The sequence below is a fragment of the Streptomyces sp. NPDC056835 genome (assembly GCF_042789485.1).
Taxonomy (GTDB): domain Bacteria; phylum Actinomycetota; class Actinomycetes; order Streptomycetales; family Streptomycetaceae; genus Streptomyces.
This window is the reverse complement of the sequence record NZ_JBHUBB010000015.1, coordinates 57025-81432: the sequence shown is the minus strand read 5'-3', so window position 1 is coordinate 81432 and position 24408 is coordinate 57025. Positions and strand designations below refer to the sequence as shown.

Sequence of the window (24408 nt, the reverse complement as noted above, 5' to 3'; positions counted from 1 at the left end):
CGGAGCCGCGGATCCTGGCGGCAGGGAAGGAGCCTCCCACCCATGGACAGTGGTGTTCCGCCGGGACCGTCGCGGCAGCGGCCCGCCGCGGACGGCCGGATTCCGCTCGCTGTGGTCGTCGTGGACGGGGACGGCCTGGTCTCGCACTGGTCGACCGGCGCACGGAGACTTTTCGGCCATTCGAAGGACGAGGCGATCGGTCAGCCCGCCACTGATCTGATGCCGGTCGCCGGTGCCCTCGCCGCGGAGGAACGCGGCGTGGCGCACGGCATGTACGACACCGACACCGACCCCGTCACCGAGGGCGGACCTGAGCTGCACGGCCGGGGCTCCTACGCGACCGCCGGGCGCGCGACGCTCTCGGAGCGGGGGCGCGACCGGCTCGACGTGGTGTGGTGGGCGTATCCGCTGATCGGCCCGGGACCCGGGCGTCATCTCGTACTCGCCGCGAACACGGTCCAGTTCAAGCGGGACGACGCCGACGGCCGGGCCGACACCCGGCGGATCTCCCCGGTCTTCGCCCTGCACGCCGAGCTCCCCGGCGCCGAGACGCTGGCCCGGCGGCTGCCGGACATTCTGCCGAACATGGGCCCGGCCGAATCCAGTCGCATCGTCGCGCAGGTACTCGACCTCGGCTATCCGGCCCTGGAGTTCAGCCACCACGACCGGGTGCCCGTCACCCCCGACTGGGGTGTGCCGAGGCGGCCCGAGGGCCGGAGCGGTGTGACGGAGCCGGTGGCCGGGGGCGGGGAGTCCCGGCGGCGGGCGGCGCCCCGTCCGGAGCTGGACCTCGAATACGCGGCGGTGCGCGAGCGGTTGGAGTTCCTGAACGAGGTCAGCGGCCGGATCGGCTCGTCCTTGGATCTGGCCCGTACCGTCCGCGAGGTCACCAGCGCCGCCGTGCCCCGCTTCGCCGACTTCGCGGGGACGCATCTGCGCGCCGCCGTACTCGCCGGGGAGGGGTTCCCGGACGGACCGCCCGACGCGACCACCGTCTGGCACCGGGTCTGGGTCGAGCACAACGACGAACCGGGCCGCTGGGACGACACCGTGCCCGTCGGCGAGGCCATAGCCTTCCCCGAACACACGCCGTTCTTCCAGTGCATGGTCACCGGCGAGCCGGTGCTCATCCCGCGGCTCAGCGAGGAGGCGGGCGACCGGATCTCGGGCGAGTTCGAGAAGCGCGATCTGCGCCCCCTGATCAACAACCGGTCGATGCTCCTCGTCCCGCTGAAGGCGCGTGACGTGGTGCTCGGGTTCATGGTGCTGATGCGACGGCCCGACCGGCAGCCGTTCGACGGCATGGACCGGACGACCGGTGCGGAACTCGCCGCCCGCGCCGGGCTCGTACTCGACAACGCCCGGATGTACACGTACCAGGAGAATGTCGCCGAGACCCTTCAGGACAGCATGCTGCCGCGGGTCCCGCCGCACATGGCGGGGTGCGACATCGCCACCCGCTATCTGCCGGGCACCCGGCTCGGCCGGATCGGCGGCGACTGGTTCGACGCCGTCAAACTGCCCGGCTCGCGCACCGCCCTGGTCGTCGGCGATGTGATGGGCCATGGGCTCAACTCCGCCGCGATGATGGGGCAGTTGCGCACCGCCGTACAGACCATGGCGGCCATGGAGGTGCCGCCCGCCCAACTGCTCCGCAATCTGGACGACTTGGCTCAGCGGCTCGGCGAACTGTATCTGGCGACCTGTCTGTACGCGGTGTACGACCCGATCAGGTCCGAGCTCCAGATCGCCAACGCCGGGCATATCCCGCCCGTGCTCGTGCGTGCGGAGGACGGCAGGGCCGAAGTGCTCGAACTGCCGACCGGAGCCCCCATAGGGGTGGGCGGAGTGGCCTTCGAGACCGCGACCGTGAAAGCGAGGCCCGGCGACCGGCTGGTGCTCTGCACCGACGGTCTGGTCGAGGTGCGCGGGGCGGACATCGGGGACGGCCTGGCCGCGCTCTGCGCCTCCGCCGCGCACCCCGCCGCCTCGATGGACGAAGCCTGCGACACCATCATCCGCGCGCTCAACACCCACGAGGGGCGCAAGGACGATGTGGCGCTCCTGATGGCCAGGCTGAACGGCATCCCGGACAGGGACGTCGCGGAGTTCCACCTCGCCCTGGACCCGCGCGAGGTGGCCAGGGCCAGACGGCTGGTGCGCGGGCAACTGCTCGACTGGGAGCTGCCGGCAGCGGTGGAGACGGCCCAGTTGATGGTCAGCGAACTGGTCACCAACGCCATGAAGCACGCGCGGTCCCGGCGGGTCGGGCTGCGGCTGGTCCGTACGGACGCGCTGCTGTGCGAGGTCATCGACGACGAGCCGGCCCCCGCCGCCCTGCTCGACGCGGGCCGGGACGACGAGTTCGGGCGCGGACTGCGCGTGGTGAGCACGCTGGCCCGGGAGTGGGGCACCAGCAGCTCGGCGCACGGCAAGACGGTCTGGTTCGAACAAGCTCTCGCGCAAAAGGCGCGGGCGCGGTCGAACGGAAGCTGAAAGAGCGAACGGAAGCCGAAAGAAGCGTCCGCCCTCTTCCCCGCCGCCCCGCCGGGACGGTAGTCCGGTCTTCCACCGCTCGCCTTCGGCGGGCCGGAACAGGGGAGGCCCGTACATGGATGTGTCGCAGCGGTACCGCGAGGCATGGGAAGGCTTCTGGGCGAAGACCTCCGATACGCCGGGCGAGGCGATCTGGGACTCCGACCCGTCGTTCACCTCCGTACCGGACAGTGAACTGCTGCTGCCGTACGCCGACGCCACCCTGCCCGTGGTCGACCTCGGCTGTGGCAACGGCACCCAGACCCGCTATCTGGCCACCCGCTTCGCGCGGGCGATCGGGGTGGACCTGTCGTACGCGGCGATCGAGCACGCGCGGCGCGCCGACACCGGGAAGGCCGCGGAGTTCGAGCAGATCAATCTGGTGGACCACGACGCGGTGCGGGCGCTCCGGGAGCGTACGGGCGACACCAATGTCTATATGCGCGCGGTCATCCACCAGAGCGAGCCCCAGGACCGGCCGGCGGTGGCGCGCGCGGTCGCGGAGCTGCTGGGGGAGCGCGGCCGGGCGTTCGTCGCCGAACTGACCAGTGCCTCCAAGGTGGTCCTCAAGGAAGCCGCGGCGGGGCCGGGCGGCCCGCCCCCCAAGCTGCGGCGGGTCTTCGACCACGGACTCAAGCCGGCCGGCGCCGGGGACGAGGAAGTGCCCGAGCTGCTGCGCGCGGCGGGGCTGCGGATCCTGGCGGACGGGGACACCGCGCTGGTCCAGACGGAACGGCTGCCGGACGGCACCCGGATCGATCTGCCGGCCCGGTGGTACATCCTCGCCCGCGAGTGAGCCGCGCCGCTTCCCGAGCCCCGACTTCGCTGAACGGCCGCCGAGCCGCCCCGGAATTGAGTTGCTGTCCGGGGCGGCTTCTGCTGTACTCCCCGCGACAGCCGATTGATCAAGGAGAAGATTATGCGCCGAGCGTCTATGCCCATCCAGAAGGTCACCATCACCTATCTAGAGGACATGACGCTCCATGAGTACGTTGAACCTGGGAATTCTGGCGCATGTCGACGCCGGTAAGACAAGTCTGACCGAGCGGCTGCTCTTCACCGCCGGTGTCATCGACGAGATCGGCAGTGTCGATGACGGCAGCACCCAGACGGATTCCCTGACGCTGGAACGACGGCGCGGCATCACCATCAAATCCGCCGTCGTATCGTTCGTCGTCGGCGACACCACGGTCAATCTGATCGATACCCCCGGCCACCCGGATTTCATCGCCGAAGTGGAACGGGTCCTCGGCGTGCTCGACGGCGCCGTGCTGGTCATCTCCGCCGTCGAAGGCGTTCAGGCACAGACCCGGGTGCTCATGCGGACGCTGCGGCGGCTGCGCATTCCCACCCTGATCTTCGTCAACAAGATCGACCGCACCGGCGCGCGATACGAACAGGTACTGCGTGGCATCGCCGAGAAGCTTTCCCCGTCGGTGATCGCGATGGGCTCGGCCACCGGTCTGGGGACACGCGACGCGCTGCCCGTGCCGTACGGCGCCGGCGACGCCGCGTTCACCTCGGGACTCGCCGAGCTGCTCGCCGACCACGACGACGCCCTGCTGGCCGCGTACGTGGACGACGCGGCGGCGCTCCCGTACCACCGGCTGCGCGAAGAGCTGGCCACCCACACCGGACGGGCGCTCGTCCACCCGGTCTACTTCGGCTCGGCGATCACCGGCGCGGGCGTGGACGCGCTCATGGCCGGGATCAAGGAGCTGCTGCCCAGGGCCGGGGGCGATCCCGAAGGGCCCGTCTCCGGCACGGTCTTCAAGATGGAACGGGGGCCCGCCGGGGAGAAGATCGCATACGTACGGATGTTCTCGGGCACGGTAAGGACGCGAGACCTGCTGCGATTCCACCGCACCGCTCAGAGCGACACGGCGAGCGATACGGCGAACCAGGCACCGGACGAGGAGGACAAGGTCACCGCGATCAGTGTGTTCGACCGCGGATCCGCCGTCCGGCGCGCGTCGGTCTCCGCCGGGCGGATCGGGAAGCTCTGGGGTCTCGGCGACATCCGGATCGGCGACGAGATCGGAATTCCGCGCACCACTCACGCGGAGCGCCGGTTCTTCTCCCCGCCGACACTGGAAACAGTCGTCGTGCCCTGCCGCGCCGCCGACAAGGGCGCGCTGCATTCCGCGCTCACCCAACTCGCCGAGCAGGACCCGCTGATCAATCTTCGGCAGGACCCGATTCGACGGGAAATCTCCGTCTCTCTCTACGGCGAGGTGCAGAAAGAGGTCATCCAGGCGACACTGCTGGATGAATTCGGGGTCGACGTCACATTCCGCGAGACCACGACGATCTGTGTGGAACGGCCCGCCGGCAGCGGAGCGGCCGTCGAGATCATGGGAAAGGACCCCAATCCCTTTCTCGCGACCGTCGGGCTGCGTGTCGATCCCGCCCCCGTGGGGTCGGGCGTGGAATTCCGGCTGGAGGTCGAGCTGGGGTCGATGCCGTACGCGTTCATGAAGGCCGTGGAGGACACCGTGAAGGAGTCGCTGCGGCAGGGGATCCACGGCTGGCAGGTCACCGACTGCGTGGTGACCATGACGCACTCCGGCTACGCGCCCCGGCAGAGCCATTCCCACGGCGTCTTCGACAAGAGCATGTCGAGCACCGGCGGCGACTTCCGCCATCTCACCCCGCTGGTACTGATGAGCGCGCTGGAACGGGCGGGGACCACGGTGTACGAGCCGATGCACCGCTTCCGGCTCGACCTCCCGGCGGACGCGCTCGGCGCCGTACTGCCCGTCCTGGGGCGGCTGCGCGCCGTCCCGCGCACCTCGGCCGCCAACGGCTCCTCGTATCTGCTGGAAGGGGAGATTCCGGCGGCCCGGGTGCATGAGCTGGAACAGCGGCTGCCTACGCTGACCAGTGGCGAAGGTGTGCTCGAAGCCTCCTTCGACCACTATCAAGCGGTCCGCGACACGATCCCGGCCCGGCCCAGAACGGACCACAATCCGCTCAACCGCAAGCAGTATCTGCTGCATGTCGTAAGACGGGTGTAATGTCCCGCCGACGACCACCCCTCCCCGTGGAGAACGGAGCACCAGTGAAGATCCTGATCAGCGCCGACATGGAGGGCGCCACGGGGGTGACCTGGCCGGCCGATGTGCTGCCCGGCACACCGCAGTGGGAACGCTGCCGCTCCCTGTTCACCTCCGATGTCAACGCCGCCGTGCTCGGCTTCCTCGACGGCGGCGCGGACGAGGTGCTGATCAACGAGGCGCACTGGAGCATGCGCAATCTGCTGCTGGAACGGCTCGACGACCGCGCCGAGATGCTGACCGGCCGTCATAAGTCGCTCTCCATGGTCGAGGGCGTCCAGCACGGGGACGTCGACGGCATCGCCTTCGTCGGCTACCACACCGGCGCCGGTACGGAAGGCGTGCTCGCGCACACCTATCTCGCCAATTCCCTGACCGGAGTGTGGCTGAACGGCACCCGCGCCAGTGAGGGGCTGCTGAACGCGCAGGTGGCCGCGGAGTACGGGGTCCCCGTGGTGCTGGTCACCGGCGACGATCTGACCTGCGCGGACGCGGAGGGCTACGCGCCGGACGCCCGCAAGGTCGCCGTCAAGGACCATGTCTCGCGGTACGCGGCCGTCTGCCGGACCCCGGCCCGTACCGCCGCGGACATCCGCGCGGCCGCCAAGGAGGCAACGGCCCTCGCCGGACGGCACGAACCGGCCACCGGCGGCCCGTTCACCGTCGAGATGGAGTTCGACGCCGCCCATCTCTCCGCCGTCGCCACGGTCGTACCGGGCGTGGCCCCCAGCGGGGAGCGCAAGGTCGCGTACACCAGCGGGACGATGTATGAGGCCATTCGTACCTTCAAAGCGGTCACCACGATCGTTTCGGCCGCCGTGGAGGAGCAGTATGGCTGACATGACAATTGACACCAGCGGTGGCCCTGATGCGGCCGCGCTCGACGAGGTGGTCTCGTTCACCTCGGATCTCATCCGCATCGACACCACCAACCGGGGAAGCGGGGACTGCCGCGAACGTCCCGCGGCCGAATACGTCGCCGAGCGGCTCGCGGACGCGGGGATCGAACCCACGCTGCTTGAGCGGACCCCCGGGCGCACCAATGTGGTGGCCAGGATCGAGGGCACCGACCCGTCGGCCGACGCGCTCCTCGTCCATGGCCATCTGGACGTGGTGCCCGCCGAGCCCGCCGACTGGACCCTGCACCCCTTCTCCGGTGAGGTCCGCGACGGGGTCGTGTGGGGGCGCGGCGCCGTCGACATGAAGAACATGGACGCGATGGTGCTGTCGGTCGTCCGCGCCTGGGCCAGGGACGGGATCCGGCCACGCCGGGACATCGTGCTCGCCTACACCGCCGACGAGGAGGCCAGCGCCGAGGACGGCTCCGGATTCCTCGCCGACCAGCACCCGGAGCTGTTCGAGGGGTGCACGGAGGGAATCAGCGAATCCGGGGCCTTCACCTTCCACGCCGGGCACGGCATGGCGCTCTACCCGATCGCCGCCGGAGAACGCGGCACCGGCTGGCTGAAGCTCACCGCCCATGGCAGGGCCGGGCACGGCTCCAAGGTGAACCACACCAACGCGGTCAGCAGGCTCGCCGCCGCCATCGCCAGGATCGGCAACCACCCCTGGCCGGTCAGGCTCACTCCGACCGTACGGGCCGCCCTCGCCGAACTCGCCGCGCTCCACGGCATCGACGCGGATCCCTACGCCGAGGACTTCGACACGGACGGACTGCTCGGCAAGCTCGGCCCGGCCGCCGCGCTGGTCGAGGCGACCATAAGGAACAGCGCCAACCCGACCGTCCTGGAAGCCGGTTACAAGGTCAATGTGATTCCGGGCCAGGCCACCGCCTATGTCGACGGGCGCGTGGTGCCCGGCGGCGAGGAGGAGTTCCGTACCACCCTGGACCAGCTCACCGGACCGGACGTGGAGTGGGAGTTCCACCACCGGGAGGTGGCCCTCCAGGCGCCGGTCGACTCGCCGACATTCGCCAAGCTGCGCGCCGCCGTCGAGCGCTTCGACCCGGCCGGGCATGTGGTGCCGTACTGCATGTCGGGCGGGACGGACGCCAAGCAGTTCTCCCGGCTCGGCATCACCGGCTACGGCTTCTCGCCGCTCAAGCTGCCCCCCGGCTTCGACTACCAGGCGCTCTTCCACGGCGTGGACGAGCGGGTGCCCGTCTCGGCGCTGCACTTCGGCGTCCGTGTCCTCGATCACTATCTGAAGTCCGCTTAGGAGCGTGACCCATGCTGTCCATGGGGGCCTACGGAACGTGGCCGTCACCGATCGACGCGGCGCTGGCCGCCTCGCACGACGGCCGCCCCGAGTATGTGGGTGTGGTCGGCGACGAGGTGTGGTGGACGGAGCCGCGTCCCACCGAGGCCGGCCGGCGCGCGCTCGTACGGCGGCGGGCGGACGGCACCGAGGAGTCGCCGCTCGCGGCCCCGTGGAACGTCCGCAGCCGGGTCATCGAGTACGGCGGGGTGCCCTGGGCCGGTGCCACCCGCCCCGACGGCGGCCCGCTCGTCGTCTTCGTCCACTTCCCCGACCAGCGGCTGTACGCGTACGAGCCGGACGGCGGCGGTGAACCCCGGCCGCTCACCCCGGTGTCCGCGACCGGCGGCGGACTGCGCTGGGCCGATCCGCTGCTCCTCCTCGACCGCGGCGAAGTCTGGTGCGTGCTTGAGGAGTTCACCGGCGAGGCGCCCACCGACGTACGACGGGTGATCGCGGCCGTCCCGCTCGACGGCTCGGCCGCCGAGGACCGTACGGCCGTACGGGAGCTCTCCGACGACCGGCACCGCTTCGTCACCGGGCCCCGGCTCTCGCCCGACGGGCGCAGGGCCGCCTGGATCGCCTGGGACCACCCCCGGATGCCTTGGGACGGCACGGTCGTGATCCTCGGCGACGTGCCGGAGAGCGGCCCCTTCACCGATGTCAGGGCGGTCGTCGGGGACACCGACGAATCGGTCGCGCAGGTCGACTGGGCGCCGGACGGCTCGCTGCTGTTCGTCTCCGACATCAGCGGCTGGTGGGAGGTGCAGCGCATCCGTCCGGAAGCCCTGGAACAGGCCATAGGCCAGGACCGGGCCCCTGGCGTCATCCCGAGCACCAGCCTCTGCCCCGGCCGCGGGGAGGAGTTCGGCGGACCGCTCTGGAAGATCGGCCTCCAGTGGTTCCATCCCATGGACAACGGGCTGATCGCCGTCATCCACGGCAAGGGCTCCACCGCGCTCGGCGTACTCGACCCCGCGACCGGCGAAGTGGTGGACGCCGCCGGGCCCTGGACCGAATGGGCCGCCACCCTCGCCGTCCAGGGCGACCGTGTGATCGGTGTCGCGGCCAGCCCGCGCAGCGCGTACGAGATCGTGGAGCTGGACACCGGCACGGGGCACGCCCGGGTGATCGGCGCGGCGCACCGGGACCCGGTGGACCCCGCCTACTACCCGGAGCCCCGGATCCGTACCTTCTCCGGGCCCGACAACCGCGAGATCCACGCCCATATCTATCCGCCGCACAGCCCCGATCACAGCGCGCCCCACAAAGAGCTACCGCCCTACGTGGTGTGGGCCCATGGCGGGCCCACCAGCCACGCACCGCTCGTCCTCGATCTGGAGATCGCCTACTTCACCTCGCGCGGCATCGGCGTCGCCGAGGTCAACTACGGCGGCTCCACCGGCTACGGCAGGGCCTACCGCGACCGGCTGCGCGAGCAGTGGGGCGTGGTCGATGTGGAGGACTGCGCGGCCGTCGCCTCCGCGCTCGCCGCCGAGGGCACCGCAGACCCGTCCCGGCTCGCCGTACGCGGCGGCAGCGCGGGCGGCTGGACCACCGCGGCCTCCCTCACCTCCACCGATGTCTACGCCTGCGGCACCATCAGCTATCCGATCCTCGATCTCCTGGGCTGGGCCACCGACGAGACCCATGACTTCGAGTCCCAGTACCTCGAATCGCTGGTCGGCCCGCTCGCCGAGGTCCCCGGTCGCTACCGGGACCGCTCGCCGCTGCACCACGCCGACCGCGTCAGCGCGCCGTTCCTGCTGTTGCAGGGGCTCGACGATGTGATCTGTCCGCCCGCGCAGTGCGAACGGTTCCTGGAGAGGATGGCCGGACGCGGCGTACCGCACGCGTATCTGGCCTTCGAGGGCGAGGGCCACGGATTCCGCAGGGCCGACACGATGGTCCGCGCGCTGGAGGCCGAACTGTCCCTGTACGCACAGACCTTCGGCATCGACCGTACCGACATCCCCCGGCTGGAGTTCCGCGGATGACGCTCACCCCACTGACCCGGCCCGCGCGACTGCGGCCCGGGGCCCGCGTCGCCGTCGTGGCGCCCAGCGGCCCCGTGCCCGCCGAGCGGCTGGAAGCCGGTCTGGACATCCTGCGCGGCTGGGACCTCGATCCCGTCGTCGCACCCCATGTCCTGGACGTCCATCCCCGGCTCGGTTATCTCGCGGGAACGGACGAGGACCGCGCCCGCGACCTCCAGGACGCCTGGTGCGACCCGGCCGTCTCGGCGGTGCTCTGCGCCCGGGGCGGTTACGGCGCCCAGCGCATGGCCGACCTGCTGGACTGGACCGCGATGCGTGCCGCGGGCCCCAAGGTCCTCGTCGGCTACAGCGACATCACCGCGCTGCACGAGGCGTTCGCCCGGCGCCTCGGCCTGGTCACCCTGCACGGTCCGATGACCGCGGCGATGACCTTCCTCAAGGACCCCGGGACACAGGAGTCGCTGCGCGCCACGCTCTTCGAGCCCGAGTCGGTGCGCACCCTCGGCCAGGAGACCGCCCGGGGGCTGGTCCCCGGCCGGGCCGCGGGCGTCACACTCGGCGGCTGCGTCAGCCTGCTCGCCGCCGAGCTCGGCACCCCGGACGCCCGCCCCTCGGCGGCGGGCGGGCTGCTGATGATCGAGGACGTCGGCGAGGAGCCGTACCGTCTCGACCGTATCCTCACCCAACTGCTGCGCTCCGGTTGGCTGGACGGCGTCGCGGGGATCGGCCTCGGCTCCTGGGCGGAGTGCGGACCGTACGAGGACGTCAGAACGCTGCTGCTCGACCGGCTCGGCGGGCTGGGTGTACCGGTCGTGGAGGAACTGGGCTTCGGCCACGGCGAGTCGAACCTGACCGTGCCGCTGGGTGTGCCCGCCGTACTGGACGCGGAGAGCGCCACCCTCACCCTGGACGTGCCCGCCCTCCTCTGACGCGGAAGGGCCGGCCGGCTGGGGAGAGGGCGGCGGCAGGCTCAGGAGCCGGTATGGGCCTCCAGGTCGCGGCCCATGGCCTCCGGATGGTTGATCGGGTGGTCGAGCAGGACCTCGTCGGCGATCGAGAAGCCGCGGGTGAGCGCGGGGGCGTGCGGAGCCAGCGCGACAACGGCGTCCTCCGCCGCGTCGGGGAGCCGTCTCACCTGGTCGGCGGTCAGCCGCCCTTCGGCCAGCAGGTCCCCGCTGTGGGCGGCGATCCGGCGCAGCGCGAAGAGCCGGTGCAGGGTGTGCAGGAGATACCGCGCCGAAGGCTCGGCGGCCTCGTCGCCGGCGGCGGTCAGCAGCGCCTCGGCGGCCCGGCGGTGGGCGTACGCGTCGACCAGTTCGAGGGCGGGAGTGACCGTGGAATTCCACCGGTTGAGCGGGTCGCCGGCCTTGCCCGCGCGCAGCCGGGTCCTGGCCCGCTGATGCCAGACGCTCTCGATGTCCGCCAGGAGGTCCTGGAGGAAGGCCGGGTCCGTCAGCTCCCGGTCCTCGGGCGCGAGGGCGCTCGGCTGCTTCGGGGTGACGTGTCCGAGAAGCATCTCCCCGGCCGCCTTGACCCAGATGACAAGGTTGTCGCCCTCCGCGGTGATGGTTCCCTCATTGGCCGTCAGCTGGCCGGCGATGCCGTTGGCGAGGAACAGCCCCTGGGCGCCGCACCGTTCGCGGCACTCCGTCATGACGGCGCGGGCCCGCCAGGTGATCCAGCCCTTGGCGACGGCCGCCAGACGCTCGCCGTCCTCGCGCTCCGCCTCCGTCGCCTCGGTCCACTGCCGCACGGCGGTGCGGTGCAGCAGGGTCGCGGCGTAGGTGGTGGCGAGGGCGTCGAGCAGCGGGGTGTGGTGGCTGCGATGGGCGAACAGCGGCACGCTCCCCCCGGCGGTGACACCGGAGGTGTGCCGGGTGTGGGCATGGCGTACGGCGACGGCCAGCGCGTGGCGGGTGACCCCGAGGCTGTAGGCGCTCATGCAGAGTTTGCCGGCGGTGACCCGGCCTATGGAGTGCAGGAAACGCTTGCGGGGGCTGCCGATCGCACTGGTGAAGACGCCGTCCCGGGTGAGCCGTCCATGGCCGGACTGGAGGAGCGCGTCATGGGGCAGCCGGACGTTCTCGAAGGAGGTGACGCAGTGGTCCACCGGGCTGGTGGCCGTCTGCGGCAGCCTGCGTATCTCCACCCCCGGCAGCGGGCCCCCGGCGTCGTCGCTGAGCGGGGTGAGGAACAGGAAGACGCCCCGGTCCTTGCCGTCCGTGATCAGCCGGGCCGCGACGACCCCGGTCTTGGGGCCGCCGGTGGAGCTGGTGTTCGGCATGAACTTGGCCGCGGCCGGTGACGGCGTGTGCAGGACGAAGCCGCCGGTCGCCGGGTCGAAGGTGGCGGTCGTCTCCAACTGGGAGGCGCTGTTGCCGTGTCCGGCCTCGGTGCACAGGAACGTACCCGTACGCCGCAGTTCGGTGAAGGCCCGCAGATCACGCCCCCCGCCCGGTCCGTGGTCGAGGAGGCTGCCCAGGAAGAGGTTGTAGTGGATGCTCGCGACTGTCGCTAATCCGGCGTCCACCGGGCCGGCCCACTCGTGGAGCGCGCTGAGCCGTTCCACGTCGACGACGAGATCCACGGGGTCCTCGATCGCGTCATTGACGAGCCGCAGCCGCTCGTAGGACAGCGCGGCACGCTCCTGCGGTGTCAGCCCCTCGCGAAAACGGAACGGCCCGGTGCTGAAGAGTTTGCGCCACGGCTCGTGGATCTCTTCGAACCGATCGCCGAAGAGAGCCCGGGTCAGCGCCGCGGTGGCCGGGTAGTCCTGAACAGGAGGAAGGGGGGAAGGGGAAGTCACCATAGTCACAGGGCGGAACGCTAACCCAGCGAACAGTCACGTCCGGTGTGATGATCAACACGCATGGTTGGGGCCGGGAACGTCTGGCGAACTCCCTTCCGAGCCACCATGATCGTCCGGGTCGGGGCCACGCTGAACGAGTCATTCCGAAGTCCCGTCTGCCCCTGGGGGCGGACGACGCTGCTTCGGAACGACTCGTCTAGGCTGGCGCGATGCCCGACCTTCCCGAACGGCTCGCCGAGGGCTCCCGCACGTTCGTACGCGCCTATCGCCAGGAGGACGCCGACGAGTTCACGGCGCGTGTCCGCGAGAGCCAGGAGCTGCACAGTCCCTGGCTGTTCCCGCCGGCCGACGCGGAGGGGTACGCCGACTACGCGGGCCGGCTCATCGAGGACCCCGCCAGGGAGGGCTATCTCGTCTGTGCCCGCGAGGACGGCGGGATCGCGGGCTTCGTCAATATCAACAACATCGTCCACGGCGCCTTCCGGTGCGGCGCGATCGGATACGGCGCCTTCGCGCACGCCTCGGGCCGGGGCCTGATGACGCAAGGGCTCGGGCTGGTCGTACGGCACGCGTTCGGCCCGCTGGAGCTGCACCGGCTGGAGGCCAATGTGCAGCCCACGAACACCGCGTCCCTCGCGCTCGTCCGGCGCGTGGGCTTCCGGCTGGAGGGGTACTCGCCGGACTTCCTCCATGTCGACGGCGCGTGGCGCGACCACGAACGCTGGGCGATCACCGCGGAGATGGTGGACCGGGCCGGCTGAGCGTCCTGGTCCTTCGCGTCGGCGCGCGCCGCTCAGCGGCCCTTGCGGTTGATCTTCATGGTGTCCATGTCGGTCACCGTGGACCGCAGCTCGCCATGGCCGCAGCCCAGAGCCTTCAGCGCCGTCCCGGCACGGTCCTCGGCGAGCGCGCCCGCCATCTCCTCGCCGTCCGCCGCGTCGGAGAGCACCACGAAGCGGTAGCTGAAGTGCTTCAGCGCCGCGTCATAGGTGAGCGAGCCCTCGGGAGTGAACCGCATCTGCGCCAGACCGTGCTGGTCGACCTCCGCGAGCAGCCGGGAGCGGTCGTCGTCCGTCAGCCCGTCCCACGTGCCGCGCACGATCACCCGATAGGTGTGCTGTGTGGTCATCCCGCTGCCCGCCCTCTTCCGTTCCGGCTCTCGCTGTCCGCGAACTCATTTGAGGATCAACCCTACGGCGGTGAGGATGGTTCGCATGCGGAATATCGTGGTCATCGACGCGCCTTCCAACCTGGGGCTCCGGCCCCCGGCCCCCGGTGTCGTGCCGGGGTGCTACAAACTCGCCGGCGCCCTGCGCGAGCAGCGGATCGTCCAGCGGCTCGGCGCGTTCGAGGGTGGTGTCGTCGTCCCGCCGCGCTACGACCGCGGCGACTGGAAGGAGGGCGACGGGGTCTTCAACGCGGCGGCGATCGCCGCGTACACCCCCCGGCTCGCCGACCGGATCGAACACCATGTCAGGGCCGGGGACTTCCCGCTCGTACTGGGCGGCGACTGCTCCATCCAGCTCGGTGCCTCGCTCGCGCTGCGCCGTATGGGACGGTACGGGCTGGCCGCCATCGACGGCTCGGCCGACTTCCGGCACACGGGCAACTCCGACACCATCGGCGCGGCGGGCGGTGAGGAACTGGCGATCGGCACCGGCCGGGGCCAGCGGGATCTGAGTGACCTGGAGGGACTGCGTCCGTATCTGCGGGACGAGGACGTACGGCTCTTCGGGATCCGGGACCACGACGAGGACCGCGAAGAGCTCGCCCGGCTGAGAATCCCCACCGTGACGGTCGGTGAGCTGCGCGAATGGGGCGCGGCGGAGCTGGCGGGAGCCGTGCTCCAGACGCTGGAGACGCCGGTCACCGACGGGTTCTGGGTCCATCTGGACGCGGATGTGCTCGACCCGGAGGTGATGCCCGCGGTCGACAGCCCGGACGCGGGTGGCCTGCTGCCGGACGAACTCTCCGTACTGCTGCGGACCTTGGTGCGTTCCGAGCGCTGCGTCGGGCTCAACGTCACCATCTACGACCCGGACCTCGACCCGGACGGGACGGCGGGGGCGCTGCTCGCCGATCTGGTGGTGGGGGCCTTCACTGACGAAGGGCCCCACGCCGTCGGCTGACCGGCCCGGCCGGCCGGCCCGGGTGATCAGCCCGGTGTCGGTACGGCCTTGCGGTCGACGTACTCGAAGACCGAACCGTCCGGGTGCAGGGCGATCACATTGCGCCCCACCGGCGTCGGCACCGGGCCCGCGACGATATGCGCCCCGACGCCGGTGAGGACGGTGATCGCCTCGTCGACGTCCTTGACCGCGATCGTCGCCGTGACCTTGCGCAGGACATCGATTTCCGACGCGGGGCCGGTCATGAGGAGGAAGCAGCCGACGGCGGCGACGGAGACCCCACCGCGCTCGAAGCGGAGCGCGGGGCTTCCGGTGAGGCGTTCGTAGAACACCACCGAGGTCTCCAGGTCGTCGACGCAGATGCGCAACGTGGTTCCCAGGATTTCCATGCGCACCAGGGTAGTTGGCCGCGCCGGGACACGTGATCGATTCGGGCGGCCGGGAGCGGCCTCGTACGTCCCGGCGTACCGGATTCATACCCGGCAGAGGACCTCCCCGTGCGGGACCATGAACCAGCCGTCCTCGGCGCCGCCCCACTCCCGCCACGCCCCGGCGATCTCGGCCAGCCGCTCCGGTGTCGTATGACCGCCGTCGACCGCCAGACCCGCGTAGTCCGACGCGGTCGTACGGTCCGCCCACAGGCCGCTCCACCAGGCGCGCTCGCCGGGCGTGGCGAAACACCAGGTGGTGGCGGTCGCGGTGATGTCGGTGAAGCCGGCCCGCCGCGCCCAGGACAGCAGCCGCCGCCCGGCGTCCGGCTTCCCGCCGTTGGCGCGCGCCACCCCGCGGTACAGCTCCTGCCAGCCGTCCAGCGCCGGTACGTCGGGGAACCAGGCGAACGAGCCGTAGTCCGCGTCGCGCGCCGCCACGACCCCGCCGGGCCGGCACACCCGGCGCAGCTCGCGCAGGGCCTGTACGGGATCGCCCACGTGCTGGAGGACCTGATGCGCGTGCACGATGTCGAAGGAGTCGTCGGGGAAGTCCAGAGCGTGGACATCGGCGACCGCGAAGCGGACATTGTCCGCACCGGCGGTGGCCGCCGCCTCCCGCGCCTTGTCCAGGACGTCCTCGGCGGCGTCGACGGCCGTGACCGTGCCCGGGGCGACCAGCCCGGCCAGGTCGGTGGTGATGGTCCCGGGACCGCAGCCGACATCCAGCAGGTCCTGACCCGGGCGCAGCTCGGCGAGGAGGTAGGCGGCGGAGTTGGCGGCGGTGCGCCAGCGGTGCGAACGCAGCACCGACTCGTGGTGCCCGTGGGTGTAGACCGCGGTCTCCTTCGGCATGGGCGGGACTCCCTCTCGTGACGTGGCCCGGCTCGTGACGTGGTCCGGCCACGGTACGCTGCCATGTCGCATGATGAGACCTGCGTCTTGCTATGCGGACATCAGGTCCGCCCCGATCCGGCGACCGATACCGATTCCACCGGCCGTACCGCGAGTCCGTCGATCACCGTCGTCGGCGGACCGCCCCCGGAGAGCAGCAGGGCGGTGATCGCGTCGGCGGGCCCCTCGGTGAAGTGCGCCTGGCCGAGCGGCAGCGGCACCACCGTGGGCGACGCCCCGGGCGGGACGCCGAGCAGTTCGCCCAGCCAGTGAGCCGAGGCGCGCGGATCGGGGGTCTCGATGAGGATCCCGGCGAGGTCGTACGGGCCCCGGTTGACCCGGCCCGCGCTGTACTTGGCCAGAATCGTCTGCCGGTCGGGCTCGTAGGTCACGAAGAACGGCGCCCACGGCGGGCCGTCCGTCAGTATCGCCTCGCGGAACGAGACGGGGGAGTCCTCGCGGGCGAACGTCAGCAGCTCCACCCCGTGCCCGTGTGCGCGCAGCCGCTCCGCCGTGGCGCCCGCGTCGGTGACATGGACGCAGAAGGTGAGCGCGCCGCCGCCACGCGCGACGAGTTCGTCGGCCCGGGGCTGCCAGCCCTTCATGGCCCTGCCATAGGGCGAGTCGAGGAAGACCAGGCGGTTGACGATGCTCGACAGCTCGATATAGCGGGTGTCCAGCCGCCAGGCGCCGTTGCGGTACCCCAGATGCTCCGGGTTGGCGTGGGCGGGCAGTCCGGCTTCGGTGTAGCCGCGTACGGCGGACTCGACGTCGGGTACGCAGTGCACCAGATGGTCGAACTCCGGTTGTTCGTCACCCGGCTGCTCGAACTCCGTTGATTCCGTGGCGGGTTGTGATCTCAAGGTGCCTCCCAGGTCGGTTAGGCGAGCCTAACCTTTCCAGTGCTCCCGGGTGAGCTCATAGGCCACATCGTTCCGGGCCATGGCCCGCGGCGGCGCCGGGAGCAGCGCCCGGGGCAGCCCTTACAGCAGTGCCTTCGGCCGGTAGACCGTCAGCGCCTCCTCCGCCTTGTCCAGTGTCAATTCCCGGGGGGCCTCGGCCACTTCACCGTCGAACGCGAGCGGCGTACCCGGCGCGATCCGGGCGATCCGGACCCGCCGCATCCGCTCCGCCGCGTGCACCGGCGAACGGCTCAGCGGCCCGGCGAGCGCGGCGGCGAGCAGCCGTAGCCCCGGGGCCCGGCCGCCGTGCACGATCCGTACGTCCAGCAGACCGTCGGCCAGATCGAGCCGGTGCCCCGGGGTCGGCCCCATCCGCTGGTAGATGCAGTTCCCCGCGAACAGCAGCCACAGCGCCCGGTGCCGGCCCTCGAACTCGGCTTCCAGCTGGTGTTCACCGCGCAGCACCTTCAGCGCGGCCAGGATCCCGGCGGGCCAGCCGCCGACGCGCGGCGCCCAGCGCTCGCGCACCCGTACCAGCTCCGGGTAGACGCCCAGGCTGAAGGTGTTGAGGAAGTACCCCGTCGCCGCCCCGCCGGGCCCGGGGGTGAAGCGCCCCAGGTCGACCCGTACGGCGTCACCCGCGGTCAGCGCCCGGCAGGTGTCCTGGACGCTCTCGATGCCCAGGTCGTAGGCGAAGTGATTGAGCGTCCCGCCGGGGAAGACGGCCAGCGGCAGTCCGTGCCGTACGGCGATCGACGCCGCCCGGTTGACCGTTCCGTCGCCGCCGAGGACTCCGAGGGCCACGCAGCGGTCCGCCGCTTTCGCCAGTTCGGTGTCCACCTCCCGCGGCGCGCACTCCACGACGTCCGCGGCCGGCAGCGCGTCCCGGACCAGTGCGGCGGTGTCCGAAGAGCCGGAGGCCAGGTTGACCACGACCACCAGACCGTGGCCGTCGGGCAGCGCGGGGGCCTCGGCGTACGGACGTCCCGGTGAGGGCAGTTGGGAGCGGGTCGGTACGATCCCGCGCACCGCCAGGGCCGCCCCCACCCCGAGCGCGGCGCCCACCAGCACATCGCTCGGATAGTGCACCCCCGTGTAGACCCGGGAGAGGGCCACGGCGGCGGCCACCGGCGCCACGACGGCGCCCCAGCCCTTGGACTCCAGCGCGACCCCGGTCGCGAAGGCGGCGGCCGAGGCCGCGTGCCCGGACGGGAAGGAGGTGGTGAACGGCTGGCGCTTCAGGCGCCGTATCACCGGTACGACATCGAGCAGGGGCCGCTGCCGGCGTACCGCCCGCTTGCCCACGGTGTTGATGGTCGCCGAGGCGAGCCCCAGCGACACCGCGCCCCGCAGGGCCGCCCGGCGCGAGCGCGCCCCCCGCCCCAGCACCGCGATGCCCGCGGCGGCGCCGAACCAGAGCAGTCCGTGGTTGGCGGACCGGCTCAGCCGGGGCAGTACGGGCCCCGCGCCGGGCCAGCGCCGGCCGGCGACGGAGCGGAAGGCCCGCTCGTCCCAGTCGTCGAGCAGCGCCGCGATCCGGACACGGGTGCCCGGGGCCGTCTGTGCGTAGGTCCCAGAGGTCTCTGACATGGAACGCGGGTACCCCGCGAGCGGCCACCCCAAGCAGACCGTCCGGGGGAGCGCGCCGAACGGCCCCCGGAGCGCCCGGCCGGACGGCGCCCGGAGGGCGATATGCATCAAACCTCCGTATAAAGGGGTCAAATGAAGGGGTGAAATAAAGGGCGATCGCGGGAGGTGGCGGTATGCGGCGGACGGCTCCCGAGGGCCGGGGCTCCGTACGGTTCGGCCCGCCCGCCCCCGACGCGGGGCTGCCCGCGCTGCCCGAACTGGTCGGCGAATGCGCGGGGGCCGCCGGGCACACCGCGCCGCAGCCGCCCGGCGGTGACGCGGTCCTGCGGGAGGCGGCGGCCGGCTACTGGTCGCGGCGCGGCCTGCGCACCGGTCCCGACGGCATGGTCGCCGCGCCCGGCGCGCAGCCGCTGCTGTTCGCGCTGCTCGCCGCGTACGACGGGGACGTCCTGATGCCCCGGCCGTGCCCCGCCTCCTGGACCCCGGGGACCCGGCTGCTCGGCCGGCCCGCCTACCATGTGCCGGCCCCGGCGGACGCGGGCGGCGTGCCCGATCCGTTCGCCCTCCTGGAGACGGTACGGCGGGTACGGGCCGAGGGCGGCCGCCCTCGGGTGCTGCTGCTCTCCGTCGCCGATGACCCCACCGCCGCGGTCGCCCCGCCGGAACTGGTCCGCGAGGCCTGTGAGGCGGCGGTCGGCGAGGGACTGCATATCGTCAGCGACGAGACATGGCGCGACACCCTGCACCGGCCGCACGAGACGGTGCTGTTCAGCCCGGCCGAGATGTGGCCGCAGGAGGTCGTCGTCCTCTCCGATCTGGCGGGCGCGCTGCTCCCGGCCGCCTGGCCGATGGCCGTCGCCCGCTACCCGGCGACCGACGCCGGAACCGCGCTGCGGGCCAGGACGCTCGACATCCTCACCGCGCTGGGCGCGCTGGTCGCGGGCCCGGTCGCCGCTGCCGCCGCCCACGCGCTCGACGAGCCGGACGCCGTCATGGCCAGGACGCGGGCCACCGCCGCGCTGCACGGGCAGCTGGCCGCCGCCACCCACCGACTGGTCCTCGCCTCCGGCGCCCTCGCGGTCGTGCCGCTGGCCGGCCGTCATCTCTACGCCGACCTCGGACCGCTGCGCGGACAGCTGGCCAGGCTGGGCGTCACCGACTCGATGGAGCTGGAGAACCATCTGAGCCGGCGTCTGGAGGTTCCCGTACCGGGCGGCCACCGGTTCGGGGACGAACTGGGCGCGCTGCGGGTACGTCTGCCGACGGGACCGCTGCTCGGGGCGACCCCGGAACAGCGGCTGAAGTCCCTCACCGCGACAGCGCCGCTGGAACTGCCGCATGTCGTGCGGGCGCTGGACCATTTCGCGGCGGTCTTCGACGAACTGCGTTGAGCGGGCGTGGGCGAGTGAGCCCCGCCGGCGCTACGTCGGCCTGCCCCCGGCATCCGGGCTCTCCGGGCTTTCCGGGTGGCCCGGCCCGCGCAGTCTGCGCCAGAGCGCCGGGGCGCCGCTGAGCAGCAGCGTCAGTACCACCGCGGCGAGCACCCCCTCCCAGGCCTCGTCGAAGAGCGAGCCGCCGAGCACCCCGATCAGCTGGTACGTCGCCGCCCAGGCCAGACAGGCCGGCACATCGCCCCGGGCGAACCGGCGCGGCGACCAGTCCCCGAGCAGACAGGCCAGCATCACCGGAATCCGCCCGGCGGGCACCAGCCGGGAGAGCACCAGCACCGTCACCCCGTTCTCGCGCAGCTTCGTCTGTGCCTGCTCAAGCCGGTCGGGCGGGGCGTGCCTGCGTATCGCCTCCAGCCAGCGCGACCCGTTCTTGGAGCCGACACCGCGCCGGCCCAGCCAGTAGAGGGATATGTCACCGAGGAAGGCCGCGAACGACGCCACCAGGAAGACATAGAGCATGGCGAGCGGCGCGGTCTGATGGAAGGCCACCACCGCCGCCGAACTCACCACCGCCCCCGTCGGCACCACCGGCACCAGCGCGCCCAGCGTCACCAGCAGGAAGACGGACGGATAGCCGACGGCCTGCTGTGTCGACTCGGGTGGCAGCTCCGAGAGCTGTGTGATGAGCCGGTCGATCACAGGCCGGCCTCCGGCCGCACGCTCTCGCCGTGCCGCAGCAGATGGACGGTGACCTTCGGCGCGAGCCGCGCCGCGTGCCGTACGAACTCGTCGCCCGGCGCGTAGAACTCGTGGGGGCGGACCCCGTCCAGCCCGATCGGCCAGTACGTACCGAAATGCACCGGTACCGCCGCGCTCGGCGCCAGCTCGGCCAGCGCCCGCGCCGCCCGGCCCGCGTCCAGGTGCTCGGGCCCCAGATGCGGCCCCCAGCCGCCCACCGGCAGCAGTGCCACATCCACCGGGCCCACGGCGTCCGCCATCCCGTCGAAGAGTCCGGTGTCCCCGGCGAAGTACGTCCGTGACGCGCCGCTGATCACAAAGCCCAGAGCGGGGGAGCGGTGCGGTCCGACCGGCAGCCGCCGTCCGTCGTGGCGCGCGGGCACGGCCCGTACCCGCAGCGCCCCGATCTCCACCTCGTCTCCCGCCCCGACCTCGGTGATGCGTAGCCCGGAGGGGTTTCTGCGGGCGTCCAGCCTGCGCAGCCCCGGCACCGACCGCTCGGCGCCGCGCGGCACGATCAGCCGGGTGCCGGGCGCGAGCCTGGTCAGCGACCGCAGATGGAGATGGTCGGAGTGCAGATGCGAGACGAGCACGGCATCGGCGTCGGACGCCTCGGGCGGCGGCACCTGACCGCGCCGGCGGCGCAGATGCGCCAGCCGGCGGACGAAGACCGGGTCCGTCAGCACCCGTACCCCGGAGTCCTCGACCGTGCAGGTGGCATGGCCCCACCATGTGATGACAGTTCCCAACCCGACCTCAGCTCCGTCCGCCCATGGACCGCGCTCCCGCCCCGGGCCCCTCTCCGTACTCAGCGTACGGCGGATGCCCGCGCGGGCGGAGCCGGATGCGCTGGTCGCGCGCCGTTGACCGCCGGGTACGCGCTTGCCTCGCGGGGGCGTGCGCCGAGTAGGGTCTGCGGACGGAGACGAGTGCCGGGGAGCGGGGGCAGGCATGCGTGAGGTACGAGTGGCCGTGATCGCCAGCCTGACGCCGCTTGAGGAGCTGGACAGCGATCCCTTCCTCGTGGATACCCGGGGCCAGCACACGATGTGCGCGCGCTGGGCCGAGGACAAGGGGTATCTCGTCACCCGGCAACTGCTCCTGTACGGGCTGCGCCCCGACCACTGCGGACTGTGGGGGGATGTCGAAGCGGGGCTGGTGGATCTGTTCGTCGCGGCGAACGAGCGCGTTCTCGAACGGGCGTTCAGGTCGGCATCCGCCTTCGCCGCGGAGTGCGCGCGCAGAGGCGTACCGCTGGAGACCGTCGGACTGGACGAACCGCTGTACGACGCGGCGATGAAGGCCGACGTCCACCGCAGGCTCTCGATGCCGACGGCAGGGTACGACGGCTGCTGACCCGCCGTGACCTCGGATACCCCGGGAGAGTCAGGGGCGCTCTGTGCGACGCTGGGCCGAGGGCCTGATCCAGGAGACAGGCCCGAGCCCGTGAGTGCGTACGGGCCCGACGTGAGGTGACGGAGCGACGTGTTCAAGGGGCGGTGGCGTACGACAGGCGGAGCCCTGCTGCGGGTGATCATCGTATGGGCGGTCTCCACGCTCACGATGCTGGCGCTGGCGGGGATCCTGCCCGACTTCAAGCTTCAGTCGGACAATCAGGACAGCATCACCAGGACCGCGCTCACCGCGGCCTGGGGCGCGGGCGCGTTCGGACTGCTCAGCGCGCTGGTCTGGCCCCTGCTCGTACGTGCCCTGCTGCTCGTCCCCGCGCTGGTCCTCGGTCTGCTGGTGTTCTTCCTGAACGGCTCGCTGCTGCTGATCGCGCTCTGGCTCATCCCCGACGGGCGCGGGGCGGCCAATCCGGAGACCGCCGTGGTGGTCGCGGCCGTGATGTCCGCCGTGGCCTCCGCGACCTCGACGGCGCTCGCGGTCGGTGACGACGACGCCTACCGGCGCCGGCTCTCCCGCCTCGCGGACCGGCGGCGCCGCAGGAGCGGCGAGGACGGCGGGCGCGGCGGATCGCCCGGCACGGTGTTCCTGCAACTCGACGGGGTCGGGCACCAGGTGCTGCTCGACGCGGTCGCCGCCGGGGTGATGCCGCATGTCGCGGGCTGGCTGGGTGTGCCGCCACCGGCCCCGGACGGCGGGTGCGGTACGCCGGCCGACCCGGCGCGCGTCGCTCCGGGGGGCCCGGCCGACGGCGCGCCGGCCGACCCGCGGCCGACCCACCGGCTCACGCCCTGGCGCACCGACTGGTCCAGCCAGACGGGCGCCAGCCAGCTCGGCATCCTGCACGGCTCCAACCACGACGTCCCCGCCTTCCGCTGGTACGAGAAGGACACCGGCCGGATCATGGTCAGCAACCGGCCCGCCGGCGCCGCCGAACTCCAGCGCCGCGCCATCGGCCGCACCAACGACGGGGGCCTGCTCACCCTCGACGGCGCCAGCCGCGGCAATCTCTTCAGCGGCGGAGCCGACCAGCTCGCGCTGGTGCTGTCGATCGCCGCGCGGCGCGGCAGGGCCAACCGCTCCCGCGCCGGATACTTCGCCTACTTCTCCGACCCCGCCAACGCCGTCCGTACGGCGGTCTCGTTTGTCGCCGACGTCGGCCGCGAGATCGGTGAATCGACCCGGGCACGGATACGCGGCGACCGGCCGCGGGTCGGCCGCGGCGGGCTCTATCCGTTCATCCGGGCCTTCGCGACCGTCGTCGAGCGTGATGTGGTGGTCACGGCCGTGATCGGCGACATGCTGGCCGGACGCACCGCCGTCTACGCGGACCTCGTCGCGTACGACGAGGTGGCCCACCACTCGGGACCGCACAGCCGGGACGCCGAGCGGGTACTCGCCCGGCTCGACCGCGCGGTCGGACTGATCGCCAGGGCCGCCGAGCACGCACCGCGTACGTACCGGATCGTGCTGCTCTCCGACCACGGCCAGAGCCCCGGCGAGACCTTCGAGGGCGCGTACGGACTCACCCTCAGGGACCTGGTCAGGGCCGGCTGCGGGCTGCCCGTCCCGCGCCGGGCCGGGCGTACGAGGAGCGGCGCGGAGGCGCGCGAGGCGGCCCGGCACGCCGTTCGCGGCGTGCTGCACCGGCCGGAGCCCGAGGGCGCCGGTGAGGAATCCGCGCACGGCTCCGACCCGGTCGTGCTCGCGTCCGGGAATCTCGGCCTGATCTCCTTCCCCGATGTGCCGGAGCGGATGAGCCGCGAGCAGATCGACCGGCGCCATCCCGCGCTGCTGCGGACCCTCGCCAGCCATCCGGGGATCGGCTTCCTGCTGGTACGGAGCGAGGAACACGGATCGGTGGTGCTCGGCCCCGGCGGGGCGGAGGTGCCCGTCGACGTACTGGACGACAGCGGCCCGCTCACCGGTATGGGACCGGGCGCGGCCGACGCCGTACGGCGCACGGACTCCTTCCCGCATGTCGCGGACATCATGGTCAACTCGATGTACGACCCGGTGACGGGCCGCGTGCACGCCTTCGAGGAACAGATCGGCTCGCACGGCGGACTCGGCGGCGAGCAGTCGCGGGCCTTCCTGCTGTCACCGCTGGCGCTCTCCGCGCCGGTCCCCGACAGCGGTGAACTCGTGGGCGCCGAGCGGGTGCACCAGGTGCTCAGACGGTGGCTGAGGGAGGGCAGCGGACCGCAGGTGCCGCTGGGAACGGTGTCCGTTCCCGTGGCGAAAGTGCGCTCCGACGAGGCACGAACCGCCGAGGAGGAGCGGGACCCGGCGTAGGTCGCGTCCCCCGTGTGAGC

At 72.0% G+C, this 24408-nt stretch carries 20 protein-coding genes; 12 read left to right on the top strand and 8 right to left on the bottom strand.

Features of this window, described 5'->3' with window-relative positions; all coding sequences use genetic code 11:
* The first annotated feature begins 42 nt into the window (after nucleotides 1-42).
* The 7 genes from ACFRMN_RS19030 (at nucleotide 43) to ACFRMN_RS19000 (ending at nucleotide 10734) form a co-directional block, all read left to right on the top strand.
* Nucleotides 43-2496, top strand: a complete 2454-nt coding sequence (locus ACFRMN_RS19030; protein WP_383020764.1) for a SpoIIE family protein phosphatase — start codon at nucleotides 43-45, stop codon at nucleotides 2494-2496.
* A 115-nt stretch (nucleotides 2497-2611) separates the two neighbouring features.
* Entirely contained in the window at nucleotides 2612-3331 is a 720-nt protein-coding gene (locus ACFRMN_RS19025; protein ID WP_383020761.1) for a class I SAM-dependent methyltransferase, read from the top strand.
* Nucleotides 3332-3518: 187 nt separating this feature from the next.
* On the top strand, nucleotides 3519-5552 hold the full coding sequence (locus ACFRMN_RS19020; RefSeq protein WP_383020759.1) for a GTP-binding protein: 2034 nt from the start codon (nucleotides 3519-3521) through the stop codon (nucleotides 5550-5552).
* A gap of 44 nt (nucleotides 5553-5596) precedes the next feature.
* Nucleotides 5597-6430 carry a M55 family metallopeptidase gene (locus tag ACFRMN_RS19015; protein ID WP_383020758.1) on the top strand — a complete coding sequence of 278 codons (834 nt, stop codon included), beginning with the start codon at nucleotides 5597-5599 and terminating at the stop codon, nucleotides 6428-6430.
* 1 nt (nucleotide 6431) lies between these two features.
* Nucleotides 6432-7769 carry a M20/M25/M40 family metallo-hydrolase gene (locus tag ACFRMN_RS19010; protein ID WP_383020755.1) on the top strand — a complete coding sequence of 446 codons (1338 nt, stop codon included), beginning with the start codon at nucleotides 6432-6434 and terminating at the stop codon, nucleotides 7767-7769.
* 11 nt (nucleotides 7770-7780) lie between these two features.
* Nucleotides 7781-9805: a prolyl oligopeptidase family serine peptidase gene (locus ACFRMN_RS19005; protein WP_383020752.1), complete on the top strand. Its 2025-nt coding sequence runs from the start codon at nucleotides 7781-7783 to the stop codon at nucleotides 9803-9805.
* On the top strand, nucleotides 9802-10734 hold the full coding sequence (locus ACFRMN_RS19000) for an LD-carboxypeptidase (protein ID WP_383020749.1): 933 nt from the start codon (nucleotides 9802-9804) through the stop codon (nucleotides 10732-10734). The genes ACFRMN_RS19005 and ACFRMN_RS19000 overlap by 4 nt, the downstream gene beginning before the upstream one ends.
* Nucleotides 10735-10775: 41 nt before the next feature.
* On the opposite strand, the gene ACFRMN_RS18995 is transcribed toward ACFRMN_RS19000, so the two are convergent.
* Nucleotides 10776-12614 carry an acyl-CoA dehydrogenase gene (locus ACFRMN_RS18995; RefSeq protein ID WP_383021045.1) on the bottom strand — a complete coding sequence of 613 codons (1839 nt, stop codon included), beginning with the start codon at nucleotides 12612-12614 and terminating at the stop codon, nucleotides 10776-10778.
* A 209-nt stretch (nucleotides 12615-12823) separates the two neighbouring features.
* Between ACFRMN_RS18995 and ACFRMN_RS18990 the strand changes: the two genes are divergently transcribed.
* Entirely contained in the window at nucleotides 12824-13375 is a 552-nt protein-coding gene (locus ACFRMN_RS18990) for a GNAT family N-acetyltransferase (RefSeq protein ID WP_383020747.1), read from the top strand.
* A gap of 32 nt (nucleotides 13376-13407) precedes the next feature.
* Here ACFRMN_RS18990 and ACFRMN_RS18985 read toward each other — a convergent pair whose 3' ends face one another.
* Nucleotides 13408-13743: a DUF6204 family protein gene (locus ACFRMN_RS18985; protein WP_383020744.1), complete on the bottom strand. Its 336-nt coding sequence runs from the start codon at nucleotides 13741-13743 to the stop codon at nucleotides 13408-13410.
* An 85-nt stretch (nucleotides 13744-13828) separates the two neighbouring features.
* Between ACFRMN_RS18985 and ACFRMN_RS18980 the strand changes: the two genes are divergently transcribed.
* Nucleotides 13829-14743, top strand: coding sequence for an arginase family protein (locus ACFRMN_RS18980; protein WP_383020742.1), 915 nt, complete (start codon nucleotides 13829-13831; stop codon nucleotides 14741-14743).
* Nucleotides 14744-14769: 26 nt separating this feature from the next.
* Here the strand turns inward: ACFRMN_RS18980 and ACFRMN_RS18975 are convergent, their stop codons facing one another.
* The 4 genes from ACFRMN_RS18975 to ACFRMN_RS18960 all read right to left on the bottom strand — a co-directional run bounded on the left by ACFRMN_RS18975 (nucleotide 14770) and on the right by ACFRMN_RS18960 (nucleotide 18557).
* A complete protein-coding gene (locus tag ACFRMN_RS18975; protein ID WP_383020739.1) occupies nucleotides 14770-15132 on the bottom strand; it encodes a VOC family protein in 363 nt (120 codons plus the stop codon).
* An 84-nt stretch (nucleotides 15133-15216) separates the two neighbouring features.
* The gene (locus ACFRMN_RS18970; protein WP_383020736.1) at nucleotides 15217-16026 is read right to left on the bottom strand and encodes a methyltransferase domain-containing protein; all 810 of its coding nucleotides are present in this window, start codon (nucleotides 16024-16026) and stop codon (nucleotides 15217-15219) included.
* Nucleotides 16027-16127: 101 nt separating this feature from the next.
* Nucleotides 16128-16928, bottom strand: coding sequence for a VOC family protein (locus tag ACFRMN_RS18965; protein WP_383020733.1), 801 nt, complete (start codon nucleotides 16926-16928; stop codon nucleotides 16128-16130).
* Nucleotides 16929-17048: 120 nt separating this feature from the next.
* The gene (locus tag ACFRMN_RS18960; RefSeq protein WP_383020731.1) at nucleotides 17049-18557 is read right to left on the bottom strand and encodes a bifunctional phosphatase PAP2/diacylglycerol kinase family protein; all 1509 of its coding nucleotides are present in this window, start codon (nucleotides 18555-18557) and stop codon (nucleotides 17049-17051) included.
* Nucleotides 18558-18730: 173 nt separating this feature from the next.
* Here ACFRMN_RS18960 and ACFRMN_RS18955 point away from each other — a divergent pair, with 173 nt between their 5' ends.
* On the top strand, nucleotides 18731-19948 hold the full coding sequence (locus ACFRMN_RS18955; RefSeq protein ID WP_383020729.1) for an aminotransferase class I/II-fold pyridoxal phosphate-dependent enzyme: 1218 nt from the start codon (nucleotides 18731-18733) through the stop codon (nucleotides 19946-19948).
* Between the two features lie 30 nt (nucleotides 19949-19978).
* Here ACFRMN_RS18955 and ACFRMN_RS18950 read toward each other — a convergent pair whose 3' ends face one another.
* Together ACFRMN_RS18950 and ACFRMN_RS18945 are read right to left on the bottom strand one after the other, a co-directional pair.
* Nucleotides 19979-20644 carry a DedA family protein gene (locus ACFRMN_RS18950; protein WP_383021042.1) on the bottom strand — a complete coding sequence of 222 codons (666 nt, stop codon included), beginning with the start codon at nucleotides 20642-20644 and terminating at the stop codon, nucleotides 19979-19981.
* Nucleotides 20644-21435 (bottom strand): MBL fold metallo-hydrolase, encoded by a 792-nt coding sequence (locus ACFRMN_RS18945; protein WP_383020727.1) that lies wholly within the window; start codon nucleotides 21433-21435, stop codon nucleotides 20644-20646. Before ACFRMN_RS18945 ends, ACFRMN_RS18950 begins: the two co-directional genes overlap by 1 nt.
* A 202-nt stretch (nucleotides 21436-21637) precedes the next feature.
* Here ACFRMN_RS18945 and ACFRMN_RS18940 point away from each other — a divergent pair, with 202 nt between their 5' ends.
* Nucleotides 21638-22042, top strand: coding sequence for a hypothetical protein (locus ACFRMN_RS18940; protein ID WP_383020724.1), 405 nt, complete (start codon nucleotides 21638-21640; stop codon nucleotides 22040-22042).
* A gap of 207 nt (nucleotides 22043-22249) precedes the next feature.
* A complete protein-coding gene (locus ACFRMN_RS18935; protein ID WP_383021039.1) occupies nucleotides 22250-24388 on the top strand; it encodes an alkaline phosphatase family protein in 2139 nt (712 codons plus the stop codon).
* Nucleotides 24389-24408 lie beyond the last annotated feature (20 nt).